Below are 21,024 nucleotides of genomic sequence, written 5' to 3'. Positions count from 1 at the left end.
GCCCGGGGGCTGGGCGATGGTCGGAAGCAGACACAGCGCGACGATAACCCGTACTCAGACCGCCCGGTCCGCGGCGACCGCCGCGGACCGTCCGTCCACGGCCGGCTCCCGCTGCTCCCGGACGGCCATGCGGCCGCGGACGAATATGGTGCCCAGCCGGGTGACCACCTCGGTGAGCGCCATCAGCACGAACGCGGCCACCCACGCGTCCCCGGTGGTGATCTGGTGGGCCACGCTGAAGCGGGCCACGTCGTCGGAGCCACCGTGGTCCACCCACAGCTGGAAGCCCATCCGCGCCCCCATGCCCAGCACCCACAGGATCGCGGAGACCGCGCCCGCCTTGATGAAGAGGTGCTCGCCGGCCCTGCGTATCCGGGTATAGACGCCGCCCGCGATGCCAAGAGCCGCGCCGACGGCGACCAGTGTGCCGATCAGCACCAGGTCGTTGCCGGCCGTGGGCACGCTGTCCAGGTAGCTGTGCGCGACGAACGCCACGATCGCCAGCGGGATCAGATACGACTTGGCGTCGAGGCGGCCCTCCCGCAACTGCCGGAAGACGACGAGGAGGAGGGCGATGTCGGTGATCCAGTCGGTCGTTGTCATGCTGCAAGCCTGCTGGCACAGGACCGTGCCCGCCTGGACCCACGGGTGGAACTTCGGGTGGAGACCGGTCAGCCCCGCTGGAGCCCCACCGCGCGGCGCGACGCGGAAACGGCCGGCGCCCACCGTGGTGGTGAACGGCGGCCCAAGGACTTCGGCCGATGCCGCCGCCACCCGGACCGGCCGCCGGCCACACCGGGACGGACATGATCAACCAGCAGGGAACCCCAACCGTCGCTTTCCGCACCAGGCGATATCGCTGGCACCTTGACGCACACCGGAACCCAGTGCACCCTTACTTGCAGGAATGCCGTTACCCCTTCCGGTCGGACCGTGCCGGGTTTGCCGGGTCGGCATATGAGCGAGTCGGCGCACAGAAGAGACCACACGTTTCCTGTCCCCCCTCTTTCCCAGTCCCCGTACCGGCTTTCCCCGTCCCCGTACCGGCCTTTCTCCGTTGCGAGTCGAACGGTCGCAGCCGAGCATGATGTGCCATCGCAGCACCCTGCCCGATCAGCCTGATGGGGCGCCTCATCGCACGCGACCGAAAGAATCCGGGGTGGGCCGTGAAAACGTCCGACGTGCTGATCAGCGGTCTGGGCTCCTTTCTTCCCGACCGGGTCCCCATCGAATGGGCGGTCGAACGGGATCTGATCGACCGGAGTGCCGCGGAGCAATACGGCATCACCAGCGTCACGGTCGCCGGTGACGTCCCCGCCCCCGAAATGGCCGTCCGGGCCTGCCGGCAGGCACTCGAACGGGCTGGACAGGACCCCGAGTCCCTCAGTCTGCTGCTCTACGTCAGCGTCTGGTACCAGGGCCCGCACGGCTGGTGCCCGCAGTACTACGTGCAGCGGCACACGGGCGCCGGCCGGGCCACCGCGGCCGAGGTCAGACAGGGCTGCATGGGCATGTTCTCCGCCCTGGAACTGGCGGCGAGTCATCTCATGGCCTCGCCCGAGCACGAGGCCGCGCTGCTCACCTCCGGCGACAACTTCACCTCCGACCTGCTGGAACGCTGGCGGTTCAGCCCGCACTTCGTCATGGGTGACGCCGGCTCGGCCATCGTCCTCAGCCGCCGCGAGGGCTTCGCCCGGCTCAAGTCGGTCAACGCGGTCACGCTCCCCGAGTACGAGGCCATGCACCGCGGGTCCGAGCCGCTGTTCCCGCCGGGGGCGGGCCGGGCGGGCCGGCTCGACTTCGGCGAGTCCAAACACCGCTGGCTCGACGGCCCGGACCGGGACCCGGCCGGCCCGCTGAAACTCGTCGCCGCCCAGGACGAACTCGTCAGCCGCACCCTCGAAGAAGCCGGCATCACCATGGACGACATCTCCCGTGTCGCCTACGCCAACGGGTCACGAGAACGCGTCGAAGACCGCGCGATGGTACCGCTCGGGCTGCCGATGTCCCTTTCCACCTGGGAACAGGGGCGTACCGTCGGCCATATCGGCGCCAGCGACCAGACGGTGGCACTCGAACAACTCCTGCACACCGGTGAACTGCGAGGCGGGGACCATTTCCTGATGCTCGGCGTCGGCCCCGGACTGAATATCGCCGCCGCCGTCATCGAGATCACCGAAACCCCGCACTGGTCCGCCGCCGGTCATGCCGCCGCTTCGTGAAAGGCGCCTCATGGATTTCAGCCTGAGCGCGGAACAACAGGAAATACATGCGCGGGTGCGGGCGGCCGCGCAAGAAATCAGCGACCCCCGCGGAATGCGGCAGTGGAAGGAACTGGCCCGCCTCGGTTTACCAGGGGCCGCCGTTCCGAAGGAGTACGGCGGCAGCGGTCTCGGCGCCCTCGACACGGCCCTGCTCTACGAGGGGGCGAGCGACGGCGGCGCGGACACCGGGCTGCTGTTCGCCGCGGCGGCCCACCTGTTCGCCTGCGCCAGGCCGATCGTGGAGTTCGCGTCCGCGCGGACCCGGGAGGCACTGCTGCCCGCCCTGTGCTCGGGCGACCTGATCGCGGGCAACGCCATGACGGAACCGGACGCCGGATCGGACATCTCCCGGCTGGCGACCACGGCCACCAGGGTCGACGGCGGGTATCTCCTCGACGGCGTCAAGAGCTTCGTCAGCAACGGCCCGTCCGCCGGCCTCTACGTCACCTACGCCACCACCGACCCGGACGGCGGCTATTTCGCCGCCACCGCCTTCGCCGTGGACCGCGACAGCCCGGGACTGGTCGCGGGCGAGCCGCTGGACAAGTCCGCGCTGACCGCCTGCCAGGCGAGCGAGGTCCGCTTCACCCGGTGCTTCGTACCGGACGACCGGGTGCTGGGCAGCCCGGGCCAGGGCCACCTGGTGTTCCAGACCTCCATGCGCTGGGAGCGGTCCTGCCTGTTCGCCCTCTACCTCGGCCAGCAGGAACGGCTCATCCGGCACTGCGTGCGGCACGCCCGGCAGCGGCGGCAGTCCGGCAAGCGGCTCGCCGACCTCCCGCCGGTCGCGGACCGGCTGGCCGACATGAAGCTGCGGCTGGAGAGCGGACGGCTGCTGCTCTACCGGGCGTGCGCCGAGATCGACGCCGGCGGTGACCCCGGCCTGTGGGTCGCCCTCGCCAAGCTCGCCGTCTCCGAGGCCGCCGTCGCCACCGCCCTCGACGCGAGCCGGATCTTCGGCGGCCGGGCCTTCCTGACGGAGTACGGCATCGAGGAACACCTGCGCGACGCCGTCCCCGCGACGACGTTCTCCGGCACCTCCGACATCCAGCGTCAGCTGATCGCCCGGGAGATGGGACTGTGACCCCACCGGAGCCCGCGCACCTGCACCGCCTGGTGGCGGACGCCGCCGCCCGCACCCCCGACGCGCTCGCGGTCCGCGACCTGACCACCGCCCTCACCTACGCCGGACTCGACGCGTGCGCCGGCACGTATCTGGCCGCGCTGCGCGCCCACGGCGTCCGGCCCGGCGACCGGGTCCTGGTGTGGACGGACAAGACGGCCGACGCGGTGGCCGTCGCCCAGGCGGTGCTGCGGTGCGGCGCGATCCACGTGCCCGTCCCCCGCGACAACCCCCGCGAACGGGTGGCCCGCATCGCCGCCGACGCCCGCCCGGCGCTGATCGTCACCGACCACACCGACCAGGTCCCCGGCACGACCTGCGTGCCCTGTGCGGACCTGCGGCGCGGCGCGGCGCACCTGCCGCAGAGCGCCCCGCACCCCGCCCGGCCGTCCGACCCGGCGTACATCCTGTACACCTCGGGGTCGACGGGCGTCCCGAAGGGCGTCTGCGTGAGTCACGGGGGCGCGCTGGCCTTCGTCGACTGGGCCTGCCGGGAACTGGCCCTCACCCCGGCCGACCGGCTGGCCAACCACGCCGCGTTCAGCTTCGACCTGTCCGTCTTCGACCTCTACGCGGCCTTCCGCGCCGGCGCGTCGGTCCACCTCGTGGGTGCGGCCCTCGCCCGGGCCGCGCAGCCCCTGGTCGACTTCCTGCTGGAGAGCCGGATCACCATCTGGTACTCGGTGCCGTCCGTGCTGGTGCTGATGGCCGAGTACGGCGAACTGCTGGAGCGCGGCCCCGGCGCCCTGCGCGCGTGCGTCTTCGCCGGCGAACCGTTCCCGCTGAATCCGTTGAAGGACCTGCGCCGCGCCTGGCCCGCCGGCGTCCGCATGCTGAACTGGTACGGCCCGACCGAGACCAACGTGTGCACCTCGTACGAGGTGACCGCCGCCGACCTCACCCGTACCGGACCCGTGCCGATCGGCACGCCGGTCGCCGGGAACACGGTGACGCTGGACGGCGGCGAGATCGTGGTGGACGGCCCGACCGTCATGCTCGGCTACTGGGGCGCACCGCCGCACCGCGGGCCGTACCGGACCGGTGACCTCGGCCGGTACGACCCGGGCGGCCTGCTGGAGTACCGGGGCCGCACCGACGACATGGCCAAGGTCCGCGGCCACCGCGTCGAGCCCGCCGAGATCACCGGCGTACTCGCCGCCCACGAGGCGGTGCGGGACGCGGCGGTCGTCGTCCTGGGCGCCGGCCCGGACGCCCGGCTGCACGCCTTCGTGGTCCCCGAGACCGGCCGCGGCCCCGGATACACCGAACTGCGCCGGCACTGCGCGCGCCACCTGCCGCCGTACATGGCCATCGACGCGCTGCACACCGTCGACGCCTTCCCGCGCACCGCCAACGGCAAGGTCGACCGCGCCGCGCTGGCCGGCCTGCTGACGGTCCCGGCGACCCGGGGAGCTGGCACATGACGGGCGCGAGCAGCTGGGACGCCTTCTGGTCGGCGCTGCCCGCCGAACCCGGCGCCGCCCTGTGGGACTCCGCGCCGGAACTGACCGCGGCCCGGCACCTGCCGCTGTTCCGCGACCACATCGACCCGGCCCTGCCGCTGGTCGACCTCGGCTGCGGCAGCGGACGGCAGACCCGGTGGCTGGCCCGGCACTTCCCCAGGGTCGTCGGAGTGGACATCGCCGAGGCCGCGGTGGAACTGGCCGCCGCCACACATCCCGCGCCCAACGTCACCTACCGCCGTGCCGACGTCCTCGACGAGGACACCGCGGCCGCCCTGCGCGCCGAGTGCGGCGACGTCAACGTCTACCTGCGCGGCGTCCTGCACCAGCTCGCCCCCGGCGACCGGGGCAGGATGCTGACGGCCGTCGCGCGCCTGCTCGGCCGAACGGGCGTCCTGTTCGCCCAGGAGCTGACCGAGCGCACCGGCTGGTACGTCGCCGAACTGCTGGCCGGCGGGGCGCACCTGCCGAAGACGGCCGGTCTGGCCGCCCACTTCGACTTCGGGGCCCGCGTCGCCCCCGCCCACGACGGCCGGTTGCGGCTGCTGTTCGAGCAGTACGGACTCGCCGTCGTCGACGACGGCGACATCGCCCTGCACACCACGGAGCACACCCCCGACGGACAGCCGCTGGAGCTGCCGACCACCTACCTCGTGGCACGTGCGCCGGCCCGGCCGTGACTGGCGCGCACATCTTTGGAGGAACCCATGACCGACCTCGACCGCACCACCCTGCTGGACCAGTTGCTCACGTACGTGCGGGAGGAACTCGCGACGGGGGTGCCGGCCGACGAGATCACCCCCGACGCCCCGCTGCTGGAGCTGGGCGTCCTGGACTCGGTACGCACCGCCCGGCTGCTGGCCCACATCCGGACCGTCCACGGCATACGTGTGCCGCCCGTCCACATGACCGGTGAACACTTCCGCACCCTGGAGACGATCACCGATCTGGTCCTGCGCCTGCGCTCGCAGACCGCCGCCCGCTGACCCGGCCCCAAGGAGATCAGATGACGTACGACTACGACATCGGCATCATCGGCGGCGGCCCGGCCGGCTCCACCGCCGCGTCCTACCTCGCCAAGGCCGGTCTGTCGGTGGCGGTCTTCGAGGGGGAGTTCTTCCCCCGGGAGCACGTGGGCGAGTCCCTGGTGCCGGCCACCACGCCGGTGCTGCTGGAGATCGGCGCCATGGACAAGATCGAGGCGGCGGGCTTCCCGCGCAAGTACGGCGCCGCGTGGACCTCGGCCAACGCCGACGACGTGGACCCGCTCGGCTTCCAGGTCCACGACCACGGCCTCGGCGCCGCCGACGTGCTGTTCAACGAACGCGACCAGCTGGGCGTGGACCGCGACCACACCTTCCACGTCGACCGCGGCCGGTTCGACCACATCCTGCTCAAACACGCCGAGAGCCTCGGCGCGAAGGTGTACTCCGGGGTCCGGGTGCGCGGCGTCGACTTCACCGACACCGACCGTCCGGTGCTGAAGGCGGGGCTGGGCGCGGGCACCGCCGAGGTGGCGGTGCGGATGGTCGTCGACGCCAGCGGACGCGGCACCCTGCTGGGCCGGCAGCTGGGGGTCAAGGTGCCCGACCCGGTGTTCAACCAGTACGCCGTGCACAGCTGGTTCGAGGGCTTGGACCGGGAGGCGCTGGCCAACGACGAGAACCAGGCCGAGTACATCTTCATCCACTTCCTGCCGCTCACCGACACCTGGGTGTGGCAGATTCCCATCACCGACACCATCACCTCGGTCGGGGTCGTCACGCACAAGGCCCGGTTCAAGCAGAGCGCGGGCGATCTGGAAGGGTTCTTCTGGGACTCGGTGGCCAGTCGTCCGCTGCTGCACGACACGCTGAAGAAGACCGAACGGGTCCGCCCCTTCAAGGCCGAGGGCGACTACAGCTACGGCATGCGCAAGGTGTGCGACGACGCGATGGTGATGATCGGCGACGCCGCCCGGTTCGTCGACCCGATCTTCTCCAGCGGGGTCAGCGTCGCCATGAACAGCGCCCGGCTGGCCTCGGCCGACATCATCGCCGCCGCCGAGGCCGGCGACTTCAGGGCCGCCCGCTTCGAGAACTACGTGACGAAACTGCGGCGCGGGGTCTCCAGCTGGTACGAGTTCATCTCGCTGTACTACCGGCTCAACATCCTCTTCACCGCCTTCGTCCAGGATCCCCGCTACCGCATCGACGTGCTCAAACTCCTCCAGGGCGACGTCTACGACGAACAGGAACCGGCCGCGCTGACCGCGATGCGCGACTTCGTCGCCGCCGTCGAGGCCGACCCCGGACACCTCTGGCACCCGCTGCTCGGCAGGATGAAGGTGTCCCCCGACTCCCGGGCCCTGTTCTGACCGCGCCCTGGGCGGTGCTGTTCGACCTGGACGGCACGCTCGTCGACACCGAACCCCTGCTGCACCAGTGCCTGTCGGAGGTGCTCGGCACGGCCGGCGTACCGCCCGGGGCGGTCCGGCCCGAGGAACTGCGCGGCCGGGACGTCGCCGGGAACCTGGCCCGGCTGTGCGGCCTCGCCCGCCCGCCGCTGGACCCCGGGGAGCTGTACGCGCGGGTCAGCCGCCGCCTGCTGGACCGGCTGCGGCCCGGGATCGCCCCGCTGCCCGGAGCCGTCGGCCTGCTCCGGTCGCTGCGGCGGGCCGGCGTCCCGTGCGCGCTGGTGTCGTCCTCCTACCGGGCGCTGGTGGACGCGGCCCTGCCCTCGCTGGGGGACGCGGCGTTCGCCGTGACCGTGGCGGGCGACGAGGTCACGCACCCGAAACCGCATCCGGAGCCGTACCTGGTGGCCGCCGCCCGGCTCGGCGTCGCGCCGGACGCCTGCGTCGCCGTGGAGGACTCGGCCGCCGGACTGCGCTCCGGCCGGGCCGCGGGCTGCGCCACCGTCGCGGTCGCGGCCACGGCCGAGCCGGTCACCCTCGCCGTACCGGACCTGACCGCACTGACCGTCGCACGGCTCAGAGAAACCACGCAGAGAAGAGGCGCCCCGACATGAAGCCCGCCAACGTCTTCCTGGCCGGCCTGGGCTGCTGGCTGCCCGAGCCCTACCCGGCGGCCGAGGCGGTCGCCGCCGGCCTGTACGACGCCACGGTGCACGCCGAGAGCGGCCTGCGCGGGGTGCTCGTGGCCGGACCGGAGGCACCGCCCGACATGGCCGTACGGGCCGCCCGCACCGCGCTGGAGCGGTCACCGGGCGGCGCCGCGGCGATCGGTACGGTCCTGCACGGCTCGACGTTCTACCAGGGCCCCGAGATGTGGTCGCCGGCCGCGTACATCATGCGGGAGCTGGGCATCGGCGGAGCCGGCGGTACGGAGATCCGCAACGGCTGCAACAGCATGCTGACCGGCGTCGAACTGGCCGCCGGCCTGCTGGCGCACCAGCCGGCGGACCGGCCGGACATCCTGCTGACCACGGCGGACAACTTCAACTCCCCGCTGTTCAACCGGTGGAACAGCGGACCGATGGGCGTGATCGCCGCCGACGCGGCCAGCTCCGTCGTGATCAGTCCCACCGACGGCTTCGCCCGGGTCGAGGCGGTCGTCTCCCGGGTCTACCCGCAGTTCGAGGCGATGGCCCGCGGCGACGAACCGCTCTTCCCTCCCACCGGGTCCACCGGCCACCGCGTCGACCCCGTGGAACGCGCCCAGCAGTTCAACGAGCGGGTGCGCGAGACCGGCGGCCCGGGCGTCGCCGACGGCATCGCCCGGGCCTGCGCCGAGACCGTGCGGGCCGCTCTGGACGAGGCCGGGATCAAGGGCCCCGACCTGCGCTGGGTGCTGGTGCCCAACGGCGACGAGGCCACCACCCGCAACTGTGCCACCGAACCGCTGGGCCTGGACATCACCCGGTCGCAGTACGAGTTCGGCCGCGACATCGGGCACGCCTCGGCCAGCGACCAGTTCATCGCCCTCGACCACCTGCTGCGCACCGGACGGCTCGACGCGGGCGACCACGTGCTGCTGTTCGGCGGCGCCCCGGGCTGGTCGGCCGTCGCCGTGGTGCTCACCGTCCACGCGCTGCCGCCCTGGACCGAGTGAGTGCGAGGAACCGACGATGCCGAAGCCGACAGGAGGTGCCGCGTGACGGCGCAGCAGCAGGACCCGGCCGCCCCCGCCCCGGAACCCATCGCCATCGTGGGGATGGCCTGCGAGTTCCCCGGCGCGGGCGACGTCCGGGCGTTCTGGCGGATGCAGCTCGACGGGGTCGACGCCACCTCGGACGTCCCCGCCGACCGCTTCCCGGTCGACGTCTTCCACGACCCCCGCCCCCGCACCCCGGGTCGGATCATCAGCCGCCGGGGCGGTTTCCTGCCCGACATCCGGGGCTTCGACGCCGCCTACTTCGGGGTCTCCGGCCGCGAGGCCGCCCACATGGACCCGCAGCAGCGGCTGCTCCTCCAGACCGCCGCCCAGGCCGTACGGGACGCCGGCCTGACCCGGGACCAGCTCGCCGGCAGCCGCACCGCCGTGGTCGTCGGACAGCGCACCGCCGAGTACTGGGACCTGCTGCGCGCCGCCGGGGCACTGGACATCTACGCCAACACCGGCACCTCGCGCAGCGTCCTGTCCGGCCGCCTGTCGTTCTTCTTCGACCTGCGCGGCCCGAGCACCTCCGTCGACACCGCCTGCTCGTCCTCGCTGGTCGCCGTGCACCAGGCGTGCGCCGCGCTGCGCGCCGGGGAGGCCACCCTCGCGCTGGCCGCCGGGGTCAACCTGGTGCTCACCCCCGAGGAGAGCATCACCTTCTCCCAGGCGGACATGCTCGCCGCGGACGGCCGGTGCAAGTTCGGTGCCCAGGACGCCGACGGATTCGTCCGCAGCGACGGCGTCGGCGTCGTCGTACTCAAGCCGCTGGCCCGGGCCGAGGCGGACGGCGACCGCGTGCACGCCGTCATCCACGGCTCCGCCGTCGAGAACGAGGGCCGCAGCAGCGGCTATCTCATGACGCCCTCCGAGACCGCGCAGATCGACACCATGCGGCGCGCCTGCGCCCGGGCCGGCGTCGACCCGCGCGCCGTCGGCTTCGTCGAGGCGCACGGCACCGGCACACCCACCGGCGACCCCATCGAACTGCGCGCCCTGGACGCCGTGTACGGCACCGGGACCGGGCGCACGGCGGCGGACCCGCTGCTGGTCGGCTCGGTGAAGACCAACATCGGGCACACCGAGGCCGCCGCCGGCATCGCGGCCCTCATCCGGGCGGCGCTGTGCGTGTCGCACGGCACCGTCCCGCCCGCCCTGCACAGCAGCCGGCCGACCGACGCCGTGGACTGGGACCGCATGGCCCTGCGCATTCCGCGGGCCGCCCGCGAGTGGGGCCAGGACGGCACCCCGCGGCTCGCCGCCGTCAGCTCCTTCGGCATCTCCGGCACCAACGCCCACGTCGTCCTCGGCGAACACCGCCCCGCGCCCGTGCCGGCCCCGGCCGGCGGGCCACGCCCGTACCTGCTCGCGCTGTCCGCCCATGATCCCGGCGCACTGCGTCAACTGGCCGCCGCCTACGCCGACTTCCTCGGCCCGGACGGCGAGGGCCGCCACCATCTGCTGCGCGACGTCAGCTTCAGCACCCTGACCCGCAGCGCCCACCACCGGCACCGCCTGACCGTCCTCGCCCACGACCACGACCAGGCCGTACGGCAACTGCGGGGCGACCGCCCGATCGCCGCCGCCGCCGGACCCGGTACCCGGTGGAAGACCGTCTTCGTCTTCCCCGGCCAAGGCTCGCAATGGGCCGGCATGGGACGCGAACTGCTGCGCACCCAGCCCGTCTTCCGGGAGACCGTCGAGGAGTGCGACCGGCACGTCCGCGCCGAACGCGGCTGGTCGGTGATCGAGCAGCTGACCGGCGCCGACGACGAGCCGGACTGGCCGATCGACGTCGTACAGCCGCTGCTCTGGGCGGTGGAGGTCGGCCTGGCCGCGCTGTGGCGGTCCTGGGGCGCCGAACCCGACGTGGTGATCGGCCACAGCATGGGCGAGGTCGCGGCGGCCTGCGCCGTGGGCGCGCTCAGCGTCGCCGACGGCGCCGCCGTGATCTGCCGCCGCAGCGCCCTGCTGAAGACCATCGCCGGCACCGGGTCCATGGCCGCCGTCGACCTGCCCGCCGACGAACTGCGCCGTGAACTGGACGGCGTACCCGACGTCGACGTCGCGGTGAGCAACGGCCCGCGCCGCACCATCGTCTCGGGCAGCGCCGCGGCGGTGGCGAAGATACTGGAGACCCTGTCCGCCCGGGACGTCTTCACCCGGACCGTCAAGGTCGACGTCGCCTCGCACAGCAGCCATGTCGACCCCCTGCTGGACGAGCTGCGCACCATCCTGGCGGCGGTCCGGCCGCGGGACGGGCGGACCCCGCTGCGCTCCACGGTGACCGGGGGCCTGCTGACCGGCGCGGAACTCGACGCGGACTACTGGGTGCGCAACCTCCGCGACGAGGTCCGCTTCCACGCGGCCGTCGACGCCGAGACCGCCGCTCCCGGCCCGGTGGCGGTCATCGAGATCAGCCCGCACCCGGTCCTCGCCGCGGCCGTCAAGGAGTGTCTGCCCGCCGAACGCACCGACCACCAGGTGACGCCCTCGCTGCTGCGCGCCACCGACGACCTGACCGCCCTGCTGACCTCGGCCGCCCAGCTCCACCAGGCCGGCTACCCGCTGCGCCTGGCCGCGCTGGTCGACAGCCCGGCCGTCTGCCTGGGTCTGCCCGCCTACCCCTGGCAGCGCACCGAGTTCTGGTACGAGGAGCCGCCCACCGCGACACCGGCCGCGGGCACCGCCCCGGGACCCCACCCCCTGCTCGGCCGGCACACCGCCCTCGACGACGGCACCCACCGCTGGGAGGGCCCCCTCGACCTGGCCGGCAACGCCTACCTCCTCGACCACCAGGTGCAGAACCTGGTCATCCTCCCCGGCACCGCCTACCTGGAACTGGCCCTGGCCGCCGCCGCCCGCGTCACCGGCCCCGGACCCGCCCTCAGGGACATCCACTACGACAAGGCGCTCTTCCTCGCCCGAGGGGCCGAACCGCCCCGGCTGCGGGTGACTCTGCGCCCGTCGGCACCGGGCTGGACCTTCGACATCGCCACCGCCGACGGCACCGAGTGGACGCGGCACGCGCACGGCCGGGTCGAACCCGCCCCCGCCGGCGCCGCACCACCGCCCCCGGCCCCGCCCCACCGGACCGCCGAACGCCTCCCCGCCCGCCTCACCGGCACCGAGTTCTACCGCCGGTTCGCGGCCCGCGGCAACGACTGGCACGGCGTCTTCCAGGGCATCGCACAGGTGTGGCACGGCGACGGTGAGGCGCTGGCCAAGATCGCCGTACCGGACCGGCTGACCGGCCGCGAACACCACCACGCCCACCCGGCGGTCCTCGACGCCTGCGGCCAGCTCCTCGCGGCCACCCTGCCCGACACCACCGCCCCCGGCGACCAGCACGCCTTCGTGCTGGGCTCGATCGACGCCTTCCGCCTGCACGGGCCGCTGACCGGCAGCACCCTGTACAGCCACGCGGTGCGGCGCGAACTGACCGCCGGACACTTCAGCGGCGACCTTGTCATCAGCGACGAACAGGGCACCCCCCTGGCCGAGTTCACGGGCCTGCGCATCCGCTGGCTCGTGCCCCGCGAGCAGCCCGGACACTTCACCGACTGGCTGTACCGGCCCCGCTGGACAGCGGCCCCCGCCCCCGCGGCACCGCCGCGGCCGGCAGCCGGCGCCTGGCTGGTCCTCGAGGACGAGGACGTCGGCCCGCGCGTCGCCCCGGCCCACGGCGCCCGGATCGCCGTACGCCCCGGCGAGCGGTACGCGCGCGACGACGACGGGACGTACCGCATCGATCCGTCCCGCCTCGACGACTACGCCCGGCTGTTGTACGAGACCGGCCGGGACCACCCCGGGGGCATCGCCGCCGTCGTGCACCTGTGGAGCCTGCGGCCGACCGGGCCGGCGGGGACGGTACCGCTGGGCCTCGGCAGCGCGCTGCTGCTGGAACAGGCGCTGTCCGTGGCGCGGAGCGCCGGCCCGCGCCCCCGGCTCGTGCTCGTCACCCGGGGTGCCGAGGCGGTCTCCGCGGCCGACGGGGCGCCCGACCCGGAACAGGCGGCGGTACGGGGCTTCGGCCGCACGGCGGCGAGCGAACTGCCCGTCGTCCCGCACACCCTGATCGACCTGGACCCGTCCCGGGGCGCCGAACAGGCGGCGGCCCTGAGCCGGGAGATCACGGCCGCCGGCCCCGCCGAGGACCAGATAGCGCTGCGCTCGGACACCCGGTACGTCCTGCGCCTGCGCCGCGTCTCACCGGCGGGGCGCGTTTCCGGGACCGCGCCGCCCCGGACCGCGCCGGCCGCCGACGAGGTGCGCATCGTCCCGTCCCGGTCGTCCCGCTGGGGAACCGCCGGCACGGTGACGGCCGTCGGCACCGCGGTACGCGGACTGACCGTGGGCGACCACGTGGTCGCCGTGGCGTCCTCCGGGCCGGCTCCCCAGGTCCACGCCGACCGCCGGCTGACCCACCGTCTGCCCAGCGGCCTCGACGACGCCGAGGCCGCCACCCTCCCGGTCCCCTACCTGACCGCCTGGTACGCCCTGATGGAACCCGCTCCGCTCCGCGCGGGCGACAAGGTCCTCATCCACGCGGGCACCGGACCGGTCGGCCTGGCCGCGATCCAACTGGCCCGGTGGCGCGGTGCCGAGGTGCACGCCACCGCCGGCGGCGCGGACGAACGGGCCCTGCTGCGGGCCCTGGGCGCCACCCAGGTCGCCGACATCGACGGGGACTTCGCCGGCCGGCTGCTGTCCGGCACCCGGGGCACCCGCATGGACGTCGTCCTCGACGCATCGGCCGGGACACCCGTCGACCAGAACCTGAGCCTGCTCGCCCCGTACGGGCGCCTGGTATCCCTCGCGCCGACGGCGTCCGGGTCCGGGTCCGGGTCCGGGTCCGCCGGGAACCTGCCGCACAACGCCTGTCTGCGGATCCTGGACACCGCCGCGTACTGCCGCGAGCAGCCCGAGCGGGCCGGCGAACTGCTCGGCCGGGTACTGCGCCTGGTCGCGGCCGGCGAACTGGCGCCACTGCCGCTCGACCCGCGTCCGGCCGACCTCGCCGCCCCGGCGACGCCCCCGTCCCCGCCGTCCCCTCCCTCCCCGCCGTCCCCACCGTCCCCGCCGTCCCGCATGCGGCCGGACGCCACCTACCTGGTGACCGGCGGCGCCGGCGGCATCGGCTCCGAACTGGCCCGCTGGCTCGTGGCACGCGGCGCCCGGCATCTGCTGCTCACCGGCCGCACCGTGCCCGGCCGGACCGCGGGCCCGGGGGACGACATCACCACCCTGCTGACCGAACTGCGCGGGCGGGGCGCCGAGGTCCAGTACGCCCCGGTGGACGCGGCGGACGAAACGTCGATGAGCCGGCTGATCGAGACCCGCCGTGCCGCCGGCCGCCCACCGGTCCGGGGTGTCTTCCACACCGCGGGCGTGTTCCAGTACCGGCCGGTCGCCGACACCACGCTGCGCGACCTGCGGACCGTCCTGCGCCCCAAACTGGACGGCGCTCGTGTCCTGGACCGCCTCTTCGACGCCGACCTCGACCACTTCGTGCTGTTTTCCTCCGGCAACGCCCTGCTCGCCTCGCCCCACGTCGCGGCGGGCGCCGCCGGCAACGCGGCCCTCGACGCGATCGCACGCGGCCGCCGCAGCCGGGGCTACAAGGCTCTCGCCGTCGGCTGGGGTTTCTGGACCGGTCGCGGCATGGCCGCCGAGGCGGGCACCGAACTGGGCCGGAACCTGATCCCCCGGGGCATGTCCGGTTTCACCCCGGCGGAGGGACTCGCGGTCCTCGACCACCTGCTGGCCACCGGCGCGGACGACACCCTGGTCATGCCGGTGGACTGGGCACGGTGGCGGGCCTCCTACCCTGCCGCGGCGGCCTCCCCGTTCCTCCGGGACGTCGTCACCGGCGACGGCACCCCGGAGACACCGGCCGCCCCCACGCCCGAGCCCGCCCCCGCCCCTGCCCCTGCTGCATCCGCGCCGGCGCCCGCCCCGGTCCGAGCCGTTGTCCAGTCCCCCGCTCCCGACCTCCCCACCGACCCGGCGGCGCTGTTCCGGTCCGGCGTCGCGGCCATCCTCCGCGTCGACACCGACCGTCTCGATCCGGACCTGGATCTGACCAGCCAAGGACTCGACTCACTGATGGCGGCCCAGTTGCGACAGGAGGTGCAGCGTTCGCACGGTGTGCTGCTGCCGGTCGGCAAGATCCTCAGCCGGACGACGCTGCGCGAACTGACGGACCACCTGCTCGCCGCGTCCCGTCCCTGACGAGCGTCGCGGCGCCGCGGGCGGCTGGACGTCGCCCCGGCGGCCTTTGAGGGGGAGCCGGAAGAAGGGCGAGCGCCGTCGTTCAGCCGCCGCAGGCGCAGCCCGCCGCCGCCGGCGCGGTGGTCTCCTCCTGCCCGGCGCAGCAGGCGTCCCCGCCGCCGACGGGGCTCTTGCCCAGCTGGCCGGCGTCGGCCTTGACGGTGTAGACCTCCCAGGGCTCCTTGCCGGGGCCGGTCACCCAGACCTTGTCCTGGAGTGCGTAGCAGCAGGAGGTGTCGTTCTCCTCGAACGTCGCGAGCCCCGCTGCCTTGAGGCGGTCGGTGGCCGCGGCGACCTCGTCGGTGCTCACCACCTCGACGCCTAGATGGTCCAGGCGGGTTTCCTGGCCCGGCTCGCCCTCGATGAGGACGAGCTTGAGCGGCGGGGTGGTGATCGCGAAGTTGGCGTAGCCGGGGCGTCGCTTGGCGGGCTCGACGCCGAACAGCTTGGAGTAGAAGGCCACCGACGCTTCGAGGTCGGCGACGTTGAGCGCGAGCTGGACACGGGACATGACGATCTCCCGATCAGGTTGTATTGATGTCTCTCGATTCAACCTTGCGCCCTGGATCGATAAACGTCAGCATAGAAGCATGTCGAAACACGAACTGGCGGTGCTCGGGCAGGACGGCGTCGAGGGCTGCTGCCCCACCCTGCTGACCGCCCCGCTGGACGAGGACCGGGCCGAGACGCTGGCGAAGGTGTTCAAGGCGCTGGGCGACCCGGTCCGGCTGAGGCTGCTGTCGATGATCGCCTCCCGTGCGGGCGGGGAGGTCTGCGTCTGCGACCTGACCCCCGCCTTCGACCTGTCCCAGCCGACCATCTCCCACCACCTCAAACTGCTGAAGCAGGCCGGTCTCATCGACTCCGAGCGGCGCGGAACCTGGGTGTACTACCGGCTGCTGCCGCAGATGACCGACCTTCTCGCGCAGGTTCTCACCCGCCCCGCCGAGCAGCCGCTGCCCGAGGCCGCAGCTGCCGGAGCCACATCTGCCGAGGCCGCATCTGCCGGAGCCACATCTGTTGGCGCCGCCTCATGAGCGCCGAATCCGCCACCGCGGCAGCGCCCGCGGGGCGGGTCGCCGGGCGGCTGTCCTTCCTGGACCGGTTCCTCGCCGTGTGGATCCTCACCGCGATGGCGGCCGGCCTCGGCCTGGGCCGCCTGGTGCCCGGCCTGGGGGACACGCTCGCGAAGGTCACCGTCACCGGCGTCTCGCTGCCGATCGCGTTCGGCCTGCTCGTGATGATGTACCCAGTGCTCGCCAAGGTCCGCTACGACCGCCTCGACACCGTCACCCGCGACCGGCGCCTGCTGATCCCGTCCCTGGTCCTGAACTGGGTCGTCGGCCCGGCCCTGATGTTCGCCCTGGCCTGGATCTTCCTGCCGGACCTGCCCGAATACCGAACGGGCCTGATCGTCGTCGGCCTCGCCCGCTGCATCGCCATGGTCGTCATCTGGAACGACCTGGCCTGCGGCGACCGCGAGGCAGCCGCCGTCCTGGTCGCCCTGAACTCCGTGTTCCAGGTGTTCGCGTTCAGCCTGCTGGGCTGGTTCTACCTCTCCGTGCTCCCCGGCCGACTCGGCCTGGCGCAGACCGCGCTCGACGTGTCCGTCGCGGAGATCGCCCGCAGCGTGCTCATCTTCCTCGGCGTCCCGCTGCTGGCCGGGTTCCTCACCCGCCGCCTGGGCGAGAAGGCCAAGGGACGCGCCTGGTACGAGGCGAAGCTGATCCCCCGTATCGGGCCGTTCGCCCTGTACGGACTGCTGTTCACCATCGTCGTGCTGTTCGCCCTCCAGGGCGACGCCATCACCTCGCAGCCTCTCGACGTCGCCCGGATCGCGCTGCCGCTGCTGGTGTACTTCGCCCTCATGTGGGCCGGGTCCCTGGCCGTCGGCCGCGCCGTCGGACTCGACTACCCGAAGGCGGCCACGCTGGCGTTCACGGCCGCGGGCAACAACTTCGAGCTGGCCATCGCGGTCGCCATCGCCACCTTCGGCGCCACCTCCGGCCAGGCCCTGGCCGGAGTCGTCGGACCCCTCATCGAGGTACCCGTCCTCATCGGCCTCGTCCACGTCGCCCTGGGCGCCCGCCGTTTCTTCCCCCAGCCGGTCCCGGCGGTCCGGCCGGCCGGCTCCCCGGAAAGCTCCGCCCATGTCTGAGACCAAGCCGTCCGTGCTGTTCGTGTGCGTCCACAACGCGGGCCGCTCCCAGCTGGCCGCCGCCTTCCTCACCCACCTCGGCACAGGCCGGGTCCAGGTCCGCTCGGCCGGCTCGGCCCCCGCTAGCACGGTGAACCCGGCCGTGGTGGAGGCTCTGGCCGAGGTCGGCATCGACATCTCGGCCGAGACGCCCAAGGTTCTCACCACCGAGGCCGTGCAGGCGTCCGACGTGGTGATCACCATGGGCTGCGGCGACGCCTGCCCCTACTTCCCCGGCAAGCGGTACCTGGACTGGCAGCTCGACGACCCGGCCGGACAGGGCATCGCCGCCATCCGGCCGATTCGCGACGAGATCGAACGCCGCATCCGCGGCCTGCTCGCCGAGCTCGGCATCGAGGCGAGGTCAGAGACGACGAGTTCGGCATGCGGACCGAAATCCGGCGGACCTCCGGCGGACGAAGTGGAGTGAAGACGGGCCCTGAATGACCCTAGATGGCGGCCCCGGCCTGGAGGTCGAAGGGGACGCCTGTGAGCTGTTCACTCGCCGCCCACAGCCGCCTGCCCTCCGCGGGGTCGTCGGCGCCCGTGGGGAGCTTGGCGGGCTTGGGGGTGCCGGAGGTCTGGTCGCGTCCGGCGGGGCCGATGAAGCGGCCCGACCGGACATGCGGGCTGGTCGCCGCGTACAGGGACGGCCAGGCGGCGCCCTCGGCCGAGCCCATCAGAAGGCGGGCGGCGATCGGGGTCACCATACGGCTCAGGGCGCCGGTGCCGTGCTGCTGCAGATTGGTCATCGCCGACCCCGGGTGGACGACGAGCGCCTCGACGGGACTGCTTGCGGTGCGACGCGCGAGTTCCAGGGTGTAGACGATGTTGGCGCGTTTGGACTTGGCGTAGGCGCCCATGGCGCGGTAGCTCTTCTCGCTCATCAGGTCGTCCAGTCTGCCCATCGGCCACCGCGCCGCGATGGCGCTGACGGTAACCACACGCGGCGCGGCCGAGCGGCGCACGGCGGGCCAGATCCGGGCGTTGAAGGCGAAGTGACCGAGGTGATTGGTGCCGACCGTCATTTCAAGGCCGTCGTGGGTGGTTCGGCGCTCGGGCAGGTTCATCACACCGGCGTTGTTGAACAGCAGGTCGACCGTCTCGGTCTCGGCGATCCGGGTGGCCGCGTCGCGGACGGAGGTGAGGTCGGCGAGGTCGAGCACGAGGGTGTCCGTCCGGGCCCCGGGGTTCGCGGCGCGCACCGCCTCCGCGGCCTGGTCCAGCCTGGTCCGGCTGCGCCCGGCCAGGATGACGCGGGCCCCGTGCCGGGCGAGCTCGCGGGCGGTCACGAGTCCGATTCCGCTGTTCCCCCCGGTGATCAGCGCAGTGCGGCCGGTCTGATCGGGGATGTCGTCGGGAGTCCAGTGGTTCACCAGTGTCACGCTCCTCGGATGCGTTGATTGTGTTCTCTCCCAGGCCGCCGCCGTGCCGGATCATGTCGTCCGTCCAGAGCTGCTCGGCAGTGCCGAGACAGCCCGGTTGACGACTTCGTCGATGGAGGACGTCGGTCCCGGTGCGCAGCCCAAGACCCGCCTCCCCCTTTTTTCAGACCGGTGGTCTGTTCGGCTGCGACCCCAACGTAGAAGACCACCGGTCTGATGTCAAAAGACCGGCAGTCTGTAGCCTGGGAGCATGACGAACTTCCAGCGCGCACGCAGTGAGGAGCAGCGTGAGATGCGGCGCCAGGCCATCCTCGACACTGCCGCCGCCATGCTCGAGGAGACGCCCGCCGGCGAGATCAGCCTGAACGAGATGAGCCGCCGTGTCGGGCTGGCGAAGTCCAATGTGCTGCGCTACTTCGAATCGCGTGAGGCGATCCTGCTGGAACTGCTCGACCGTGCCTGGCGGCAGTGGGTGGCCGACCTGCCCGCCCTCGTGCACGCCGGCGTCGACCAGGACGCTCCGGTGAGCCTGCGTGCGGAGCAGTTCGCCGCCGCCGTCGCGGGCTCCCTCGCCGAACGCCGGGTCCTGTGCGACCTGCTGAGCGCTCAGGCGGGCGTACTGGAACACAACGTCTCCCCGCAAGTGGCCGCCCGCTACAAGCGCGCGGCCGTGGCCAACGTCGCCGACATCGCGGCCTTGGCCCACCAGCACCTTCCTGAACTGGGTAACGAAGCACCGCGGTTGACCGCAGCCATGATCATGTCCATCGGCGCCGTGTGGACCCACGCACGGCCCTCACCGGCGATGCTCGCCGCCTACGAAGCCGACCCCTCACTCACCGCGTTCAAACTGGACTTCGTGACCACCCTGCGGGAGATGCTGGCCACACTCACCGCAGGCACCATCGCCCGCGCCCGCGCCTGAGCCCGTCCAGGCAGCAGCCGAGGGCCGGGCCCGCGGTGGCCGGCGCACGGCGCGGAGTTCATGGCGAGCACGTCATCGGAGGCGCCGGCGAGACTGCCGCACCCGTGGCCTGACGGTTGCCGGGCCCTCCCCTCACCGCAAGCCCGCCCCGCGAGCTAAGGGGTGCCCGATGCGGTCGTCGCGATGCCGCCGTCCACCGGGATGATGGTGCCCGTGAGGTAGGACCCGGCCCGGCTGGCGAGAAACACGGCGATACCCGCCATGTCGTCGTCGCGGCCGAGCCGGCGCAAAGGGGTCGCCGCCGCGATCGTGTCGCCGATGGCGTCGAGCGTGGACGCCATCATCCGCGACGGGAACACTCCCGGTGCCACCGCGTTCACCGTCACGTGCTGCGGGCCCAGTTCCCTGGCGAGCACTCTGGTGAGTTGATGGAGCGCCGCTTTGCTGCCGGCGTACGAGTAGTTGGGCGACTGGGCGACGTGAATGGCGGCGATACTGCCGATGTTGATGATCCGCGCGGGATCATCGGCGGTGCCCGCCTTGCGAAGTGCGGGGAGCAGCGCCTGCACCAGCCAGAACGGCGACTTGAGGTTGAGGTCGATCACCGCGTCCCACGCCTCGTCCGGGAACGTCGCCAGCGGCTCGCGCCACATCGCTCCCGCGTTGTTGACAAGGATGTCCAAGCGATCGGAGTCGGCCTCGACAAGGTCAGCGAGGCGCCGGCACTCGTCGTGCCTGGACAGGTCTGCGGGGATTGCTCGCACGTCGCCGAATTCGGACAGCAGACGCTGTGCCTCCGCGCACGCGTCTGCCTTGCGTGAGCTGATGACGACACGGGCACCCGCCTGGAGAAGGCCGCGCGCCATCATCATCCCAATGCCCCTGGTGCCGCCAGTGACAAGGGCGTACTTCCCGCTCAGATCGAAAAGTTCTGCGCGAGTGGTGAATTGATTGTCCACCATTGATCTCCGTCTCTTCTGTCGTGGAAGAAAGAATTGGCCGACACGGACGCGTATGCGGAGCAACTGAATTCAGCTGATGAAGGCAAGCTGCATACGTGTCCAATGGAGTGTTGTCGGCGCTTCCAACTCAACCAGGTTGACAGGTGTTTGAGACGCCTGGGAGATCCTGGTAATACAGGTACTGCGGGATCCTCCCTTGCCTGGTGCGCTGAATCACCCCGGGCCGGATGGGCGGGCACGTTGATTGTTGTGCGCCAGGGCCGCCAACCCAGCCGGGGCGTCTCGTCACCGTGACGCTCGAAATCCCGGCTCGTTGGTACGGCAGTGTGACCGTC

The 21,024-nt window shown here is 72.6% G+C and carries 17 protein-coding genes; 13 read left to right on the top strand and 4 right to left on the bottom strand.

Annotated features, from left to right (window positions below):
* Positions 1-54 precede the first annotated feature (54 nt).
* A complete protein-coding gene (locus tag AB0G32_RS26235) occupies positions 55-603 on the bottom strand; it encodes a hypothetical protein (RefSeq protein WP_361168032.1) in 549 nt (182 codons plus the stop codon).
* Positions 604-1,166: 563 nt separating this feature from the next.
* Between AB0G32_RS26235 and AB0G32_RS26230 the strand changes: the two genes are divergently transcribed.
* The 9 genes from AB0G32_RS26230 to AB0G32_RS26190 are packed head-to-tail and all read left to right on the top strand — an operon-like array spanning position 1,167 to position 15,181.
* Complete coding sequence (locus tag AB0G32_RS26230; protein WP_361168029.1) at positions 1,167-2,222, top strand: ketoacyl-ACP synthase III family protein; 1,056 nt, start codon at positions 1,167-1,169, stop codon at positions 2,220-2,222.
* On the top strand, positions 2,206-3,348 hold the full coding sequence (locus tag AB0G32_RS26225) for an acyl-CoA dehydrogenase family protein (RefSeq protein WP_361168026.1): 1,143 nt from the start codon (positions 2,206-2,208) through the stop codon (positions 3,346-3,348). The genes AB0G32_RS26230 and AB0G32_RS26225 overlap by 17 nt, the downstream gene beginning before the upstream one ends.
* The gene (locus tag AB0G32_RS26220; protein WP_361168023.1) at positions 3,345-4,811 is read left to right on the top strand and encodes an AMP-binding protein; all 1,467 of its coding nucleotides are present in this window, start codon (positions 3,345-3,347) and stop codon (positions 4,809-4,811) included. Before AB0G32_RS26225 ends, AB0G32_RS26220 begins: the two co-directional genes overlap by 4 nt.
* Entirely contained in the window at positions 4,808-5,530 is a 723-nt protein-coding gene (locus tag AB0G32_RS26215) for a methyltransferase domain-containing protein (RefSeq protein WP_361168020.1), read from the top strand. The genes AB0G32_RS26220 and AB0G32_RS26215 overlap by 4 nt, the downstream gene beginning before the upstream one ends.
* A 27-nt stretch (positions 5,531-5,557) precedes the next feature.
* Positions 5,558-5,836, top strand: coding sequence for an acyl carrier protein (locus AB0G32_RS26210; RefSeq protein ID WP_361168017.1), 279 nt, complete (start codon positions 5,558-5,560; stop codon positions 5,834-5,836).
* 20 nt (positions 5,837-5,856) lie between these two features.
* A complete protein-coding gene (locus AB0G32_RS26205; protein WP_361168014.1) occupies positions 5,857-7,206 on the top strand; it encodes an NAD(P)/FAD-dependent oxidoreductase in 1,350 nt (449 codons plus the stop codon).
* Between the two features lie 14 nt (positions 7,207-7,220).
* Complete coding sequence (locus AB0G32_RS26200; protein WP_361168011.1) at positions 7,221-7,859, top strand: HAD family phosphatase; 639 nt, start codon at positions 7,221-7,223, stop codon at positions 7,857-7,859.
* On the top strand, positions 7,856-8,902 hold the full coding sequence (locus tag AB0G32_RS26195; RefSeq protein ID WP_361168008.1) for a ketoacyl-ACP synthase III family protein: 1,047 nt from the start codon (positions 7,856-7,858) through the stop codon (positions 8,900-8,902). Before AB0G32_RS26200 ends, AB0G32_RS26195 begins: the two co-directional genes overlap by 4 nt.
* A 42-nt stretch (positions 8,903-8,944) precedes the next feature.
* Entirely contained in the window at positions 8,945-15,181 is a 6,237-nt protein-coding gene (locus tag AB0G32_RS26190) for an SDR family NAD(P)-dependent oxidoreductase (RefSeq protein WP_361168005.1), read from the top strand.
* An 82-nt stretch (positions 15,182-15,263) separates the two neighbouring features.
* Here the strand turns inward: AB0G32_RS26190 and AB0G32_RS26185 are convergent, their stop codons facing one another.
* Positions 15,264-15,731, bottom strand: coding sequence for an ArsI/CadI family heavy metal resistance metalloenzyme (locus tag AB0G32_RS26185; RefSeq protein WP_361168002.1), 468 nt, complete (start codon positions 15,729-15,731; stop codon positions 15,264-15,266).
* A gap of 79 nt (positions 15,732-15,810) precedes the next feature.
* Between AB0G32_RS26185 and AB0G32_RS26180 the strand changes: the two genes are divergently transcribed.
* Genes AB0G32_RS26180 through AB0G32_RS26170 form a run of 3 tightly spaced genes read left to right on the top strand, consistent with a single transcriptional unit; the run spans position 15,811 to position 17,847 of the window.
* Positions 15,811-16,257 (top strand): metalloregulator ArsR/SmtB family transcription factor, encoded by a 447-nt coding sequence (locus tag AB0G32_RS26180; protein ID WP_361168000.1) that lies wholly within the window; start codon positions 15,811-15,813, stop codon positions 16,255-16,257.
* Entirely contained in the window at positions 16,254-17,378 is a 1,125-nt protein-coding gene (gene arsB, locus AB0G32_RS26175) for an ACR3 family arsenite efflux transporter (protein ID WP_361167997.1), read from the top strand. The genes AB0G32_RS26180 and arsB overlap by 4 nt, the downstream gene beginning before the upstream one ends.
* Positions 17,371-17,847, top strand: coding sequence for an arsenate reductase ArsC (locus AB0G32_RS26170; protein ID WP_361167994.1), 477 nt, complete (start codon positions 17,371-17,373; stop codon positions 17,845-17,847). Before arsB ends, AB0G32_RS26170 begins: the two co-directional genes overlap by 8 nt.
* Positions 17,848-17,866: 19 nt before the next feature.
* On the opposite strand, the gene AB0G32_RS26165 is transcribed toward AB0G32_RS26170, so the two are convergent.
* Positions 17,867-18,793 carry an oxidoreductase gene (locus AB0G32_RS26165; protein WP_361167991.1) on the bottom strand — a complete coding sequence of 309 codons (927 nt, stop codon included), beginning with the start codon at positions 18,791-18,793 and terminating at the stop codon, positions 17,867-17,869.
* A 259-nt stretch (positions 18,794-19,052) separates the two neighbouring features.
* On the opposite strand from AB0G32_RS26165, the gene AB0G32_RS26160 reads away from it, so the two are divergent.
* On the top strand, positions 19,053-19,727 hold the full coding sequence (locus AB0G32_RS26160; RefSeq protein ID WP_361167988.1) for a TetR family transcriptional regulator: 675 nt from the start codon (positions 19,053-19,055) through the stop codon (positions 19,725-19,727).
* Between the two features lie 155 nt (positions 19,728-19,882).
* On the opposite strand, the gene AB0G32_RS26155 is transcribed toward AB0G32_RS26160, so the two are convergent.
* Positions 19,883-20,689 carry an SDR family oxidoreductase gene (locus AB0G32_RS26155; RefSeq protein WP_361167985.1) on the bottom strand — a complete coding sequence of 269 codons (807 nt, stop codon included), beginning with the start codon at positions 20,687-20,689 and terminating at the stop codon, positions 19,883-19,885.
* Positions 20,690-21,024: the final 335 nt, after the last annotated feature.

Origin of the sequence: Streptomyces sp. NPDC023723, assembly GCF_040639815.1 — a bacterium.
Taxonomy (GTDB): Bacteria; Actinomycetota; Actinomycetes; order Streptomycetales; family Streptomycetaceae; genus Streptomyces.
This window is presented reverse-complemented; position numbering and strand designations above follow the sequence as displayed.

What these genes read in the sequence shown, in the direction of transcription:
- AB0G32_RS26155 (WP_361167985.1), bottom strand. Translation starts at nt 20,689, where the DNA reads ATGGTGGACAATCAATTCACCACTCGCGCAGAACTTTTCGATCTGAGC.
- AB0G32_RS26210 (WP_361168017.1), top strand. Translation starts at nt 5,558, where the DNA reads ATGACCGACCTCGACCGCACCACCCTGCTGGACCAGTTGCTCACGTAC.
- AB0G32_RS26215 (WP_361168020.1), top strand. Translation starts at nt 4,808, where the DNA reads ATGACGGGCGCGAGCAGCTGGGACGCCTTCTGGTCGGCGCTGCCCGCC.
- AB0G32_RS26185 (WP_361168002.1), bottom strand. Translation starts at nt 15,731, where the DNA reads ATGTCCCGTGTCCAGCTCGCGCTCAACGTCGCCGACCTCGAAGCGTCG.
- AB0G32_RS26195 (WP_361168008.1), top strand. Translation starts at nt 7,856, where the DNA reads ATGAAGCCCGCCAACGTCTTCCTGGCCGGCCTGGGCTGCTGGCTGCCC.
- arsB (WP_361167997.1), top strand. Translation starts at nt 16,254, where the DNA reads ATGAGCGCCGAATCCGCCACCGCGGCAGCGCCCGCGGGGCGGGTCGCC.
- AB0G32_RS26205 (WP_361168014.1), top strand. Translation starts at nt 5,857, where the DNA reads ATGACGTACGACTACGACATCGGCATCATCGGCGGCGGCCCGGCCGGC.
- AB0G32_RS26180 (WP_361168000.1), top strand. Translation starts at nt 15,811, where the DNA reads ATGTCGAAACACGAACTGGCGGTGCTCGGGCAGGACGGCGTCGAGGGC.
- AB0G32_RS26235 (WP_361168032.1), bottom strand. Translation starts at nt 603, where the DNA reads ATGACAACGACCGACTGGATCACCGACATCGCCCTCCTCCTCGTCGTC.
- AB0G32_RS26170 (WP_361167994.1), top strand. Translation starts at nt 17,371, where the DNA reads ATGTCTGAGACCAAGCCGTCCGTGCTGTTCGTGTGCGTCCACAACGCG.
- AB0G32_RS26225 (WP_361168026.1), top strand. Translation starts at nt 2,206, where the DNA reads ATGCCGCCGCTTCGTGAAAGGCGCCTCATGGATTTCAGCCTGAGCGCG.
- AB0G32_RS26160 (WP_361167988.1), top strand. Translation starts at nt 19,053, where the DNA reads ATGACGAACTTCCAGCGCGCACGCAGTGAGGAGCAGCGTGAGATGCGG.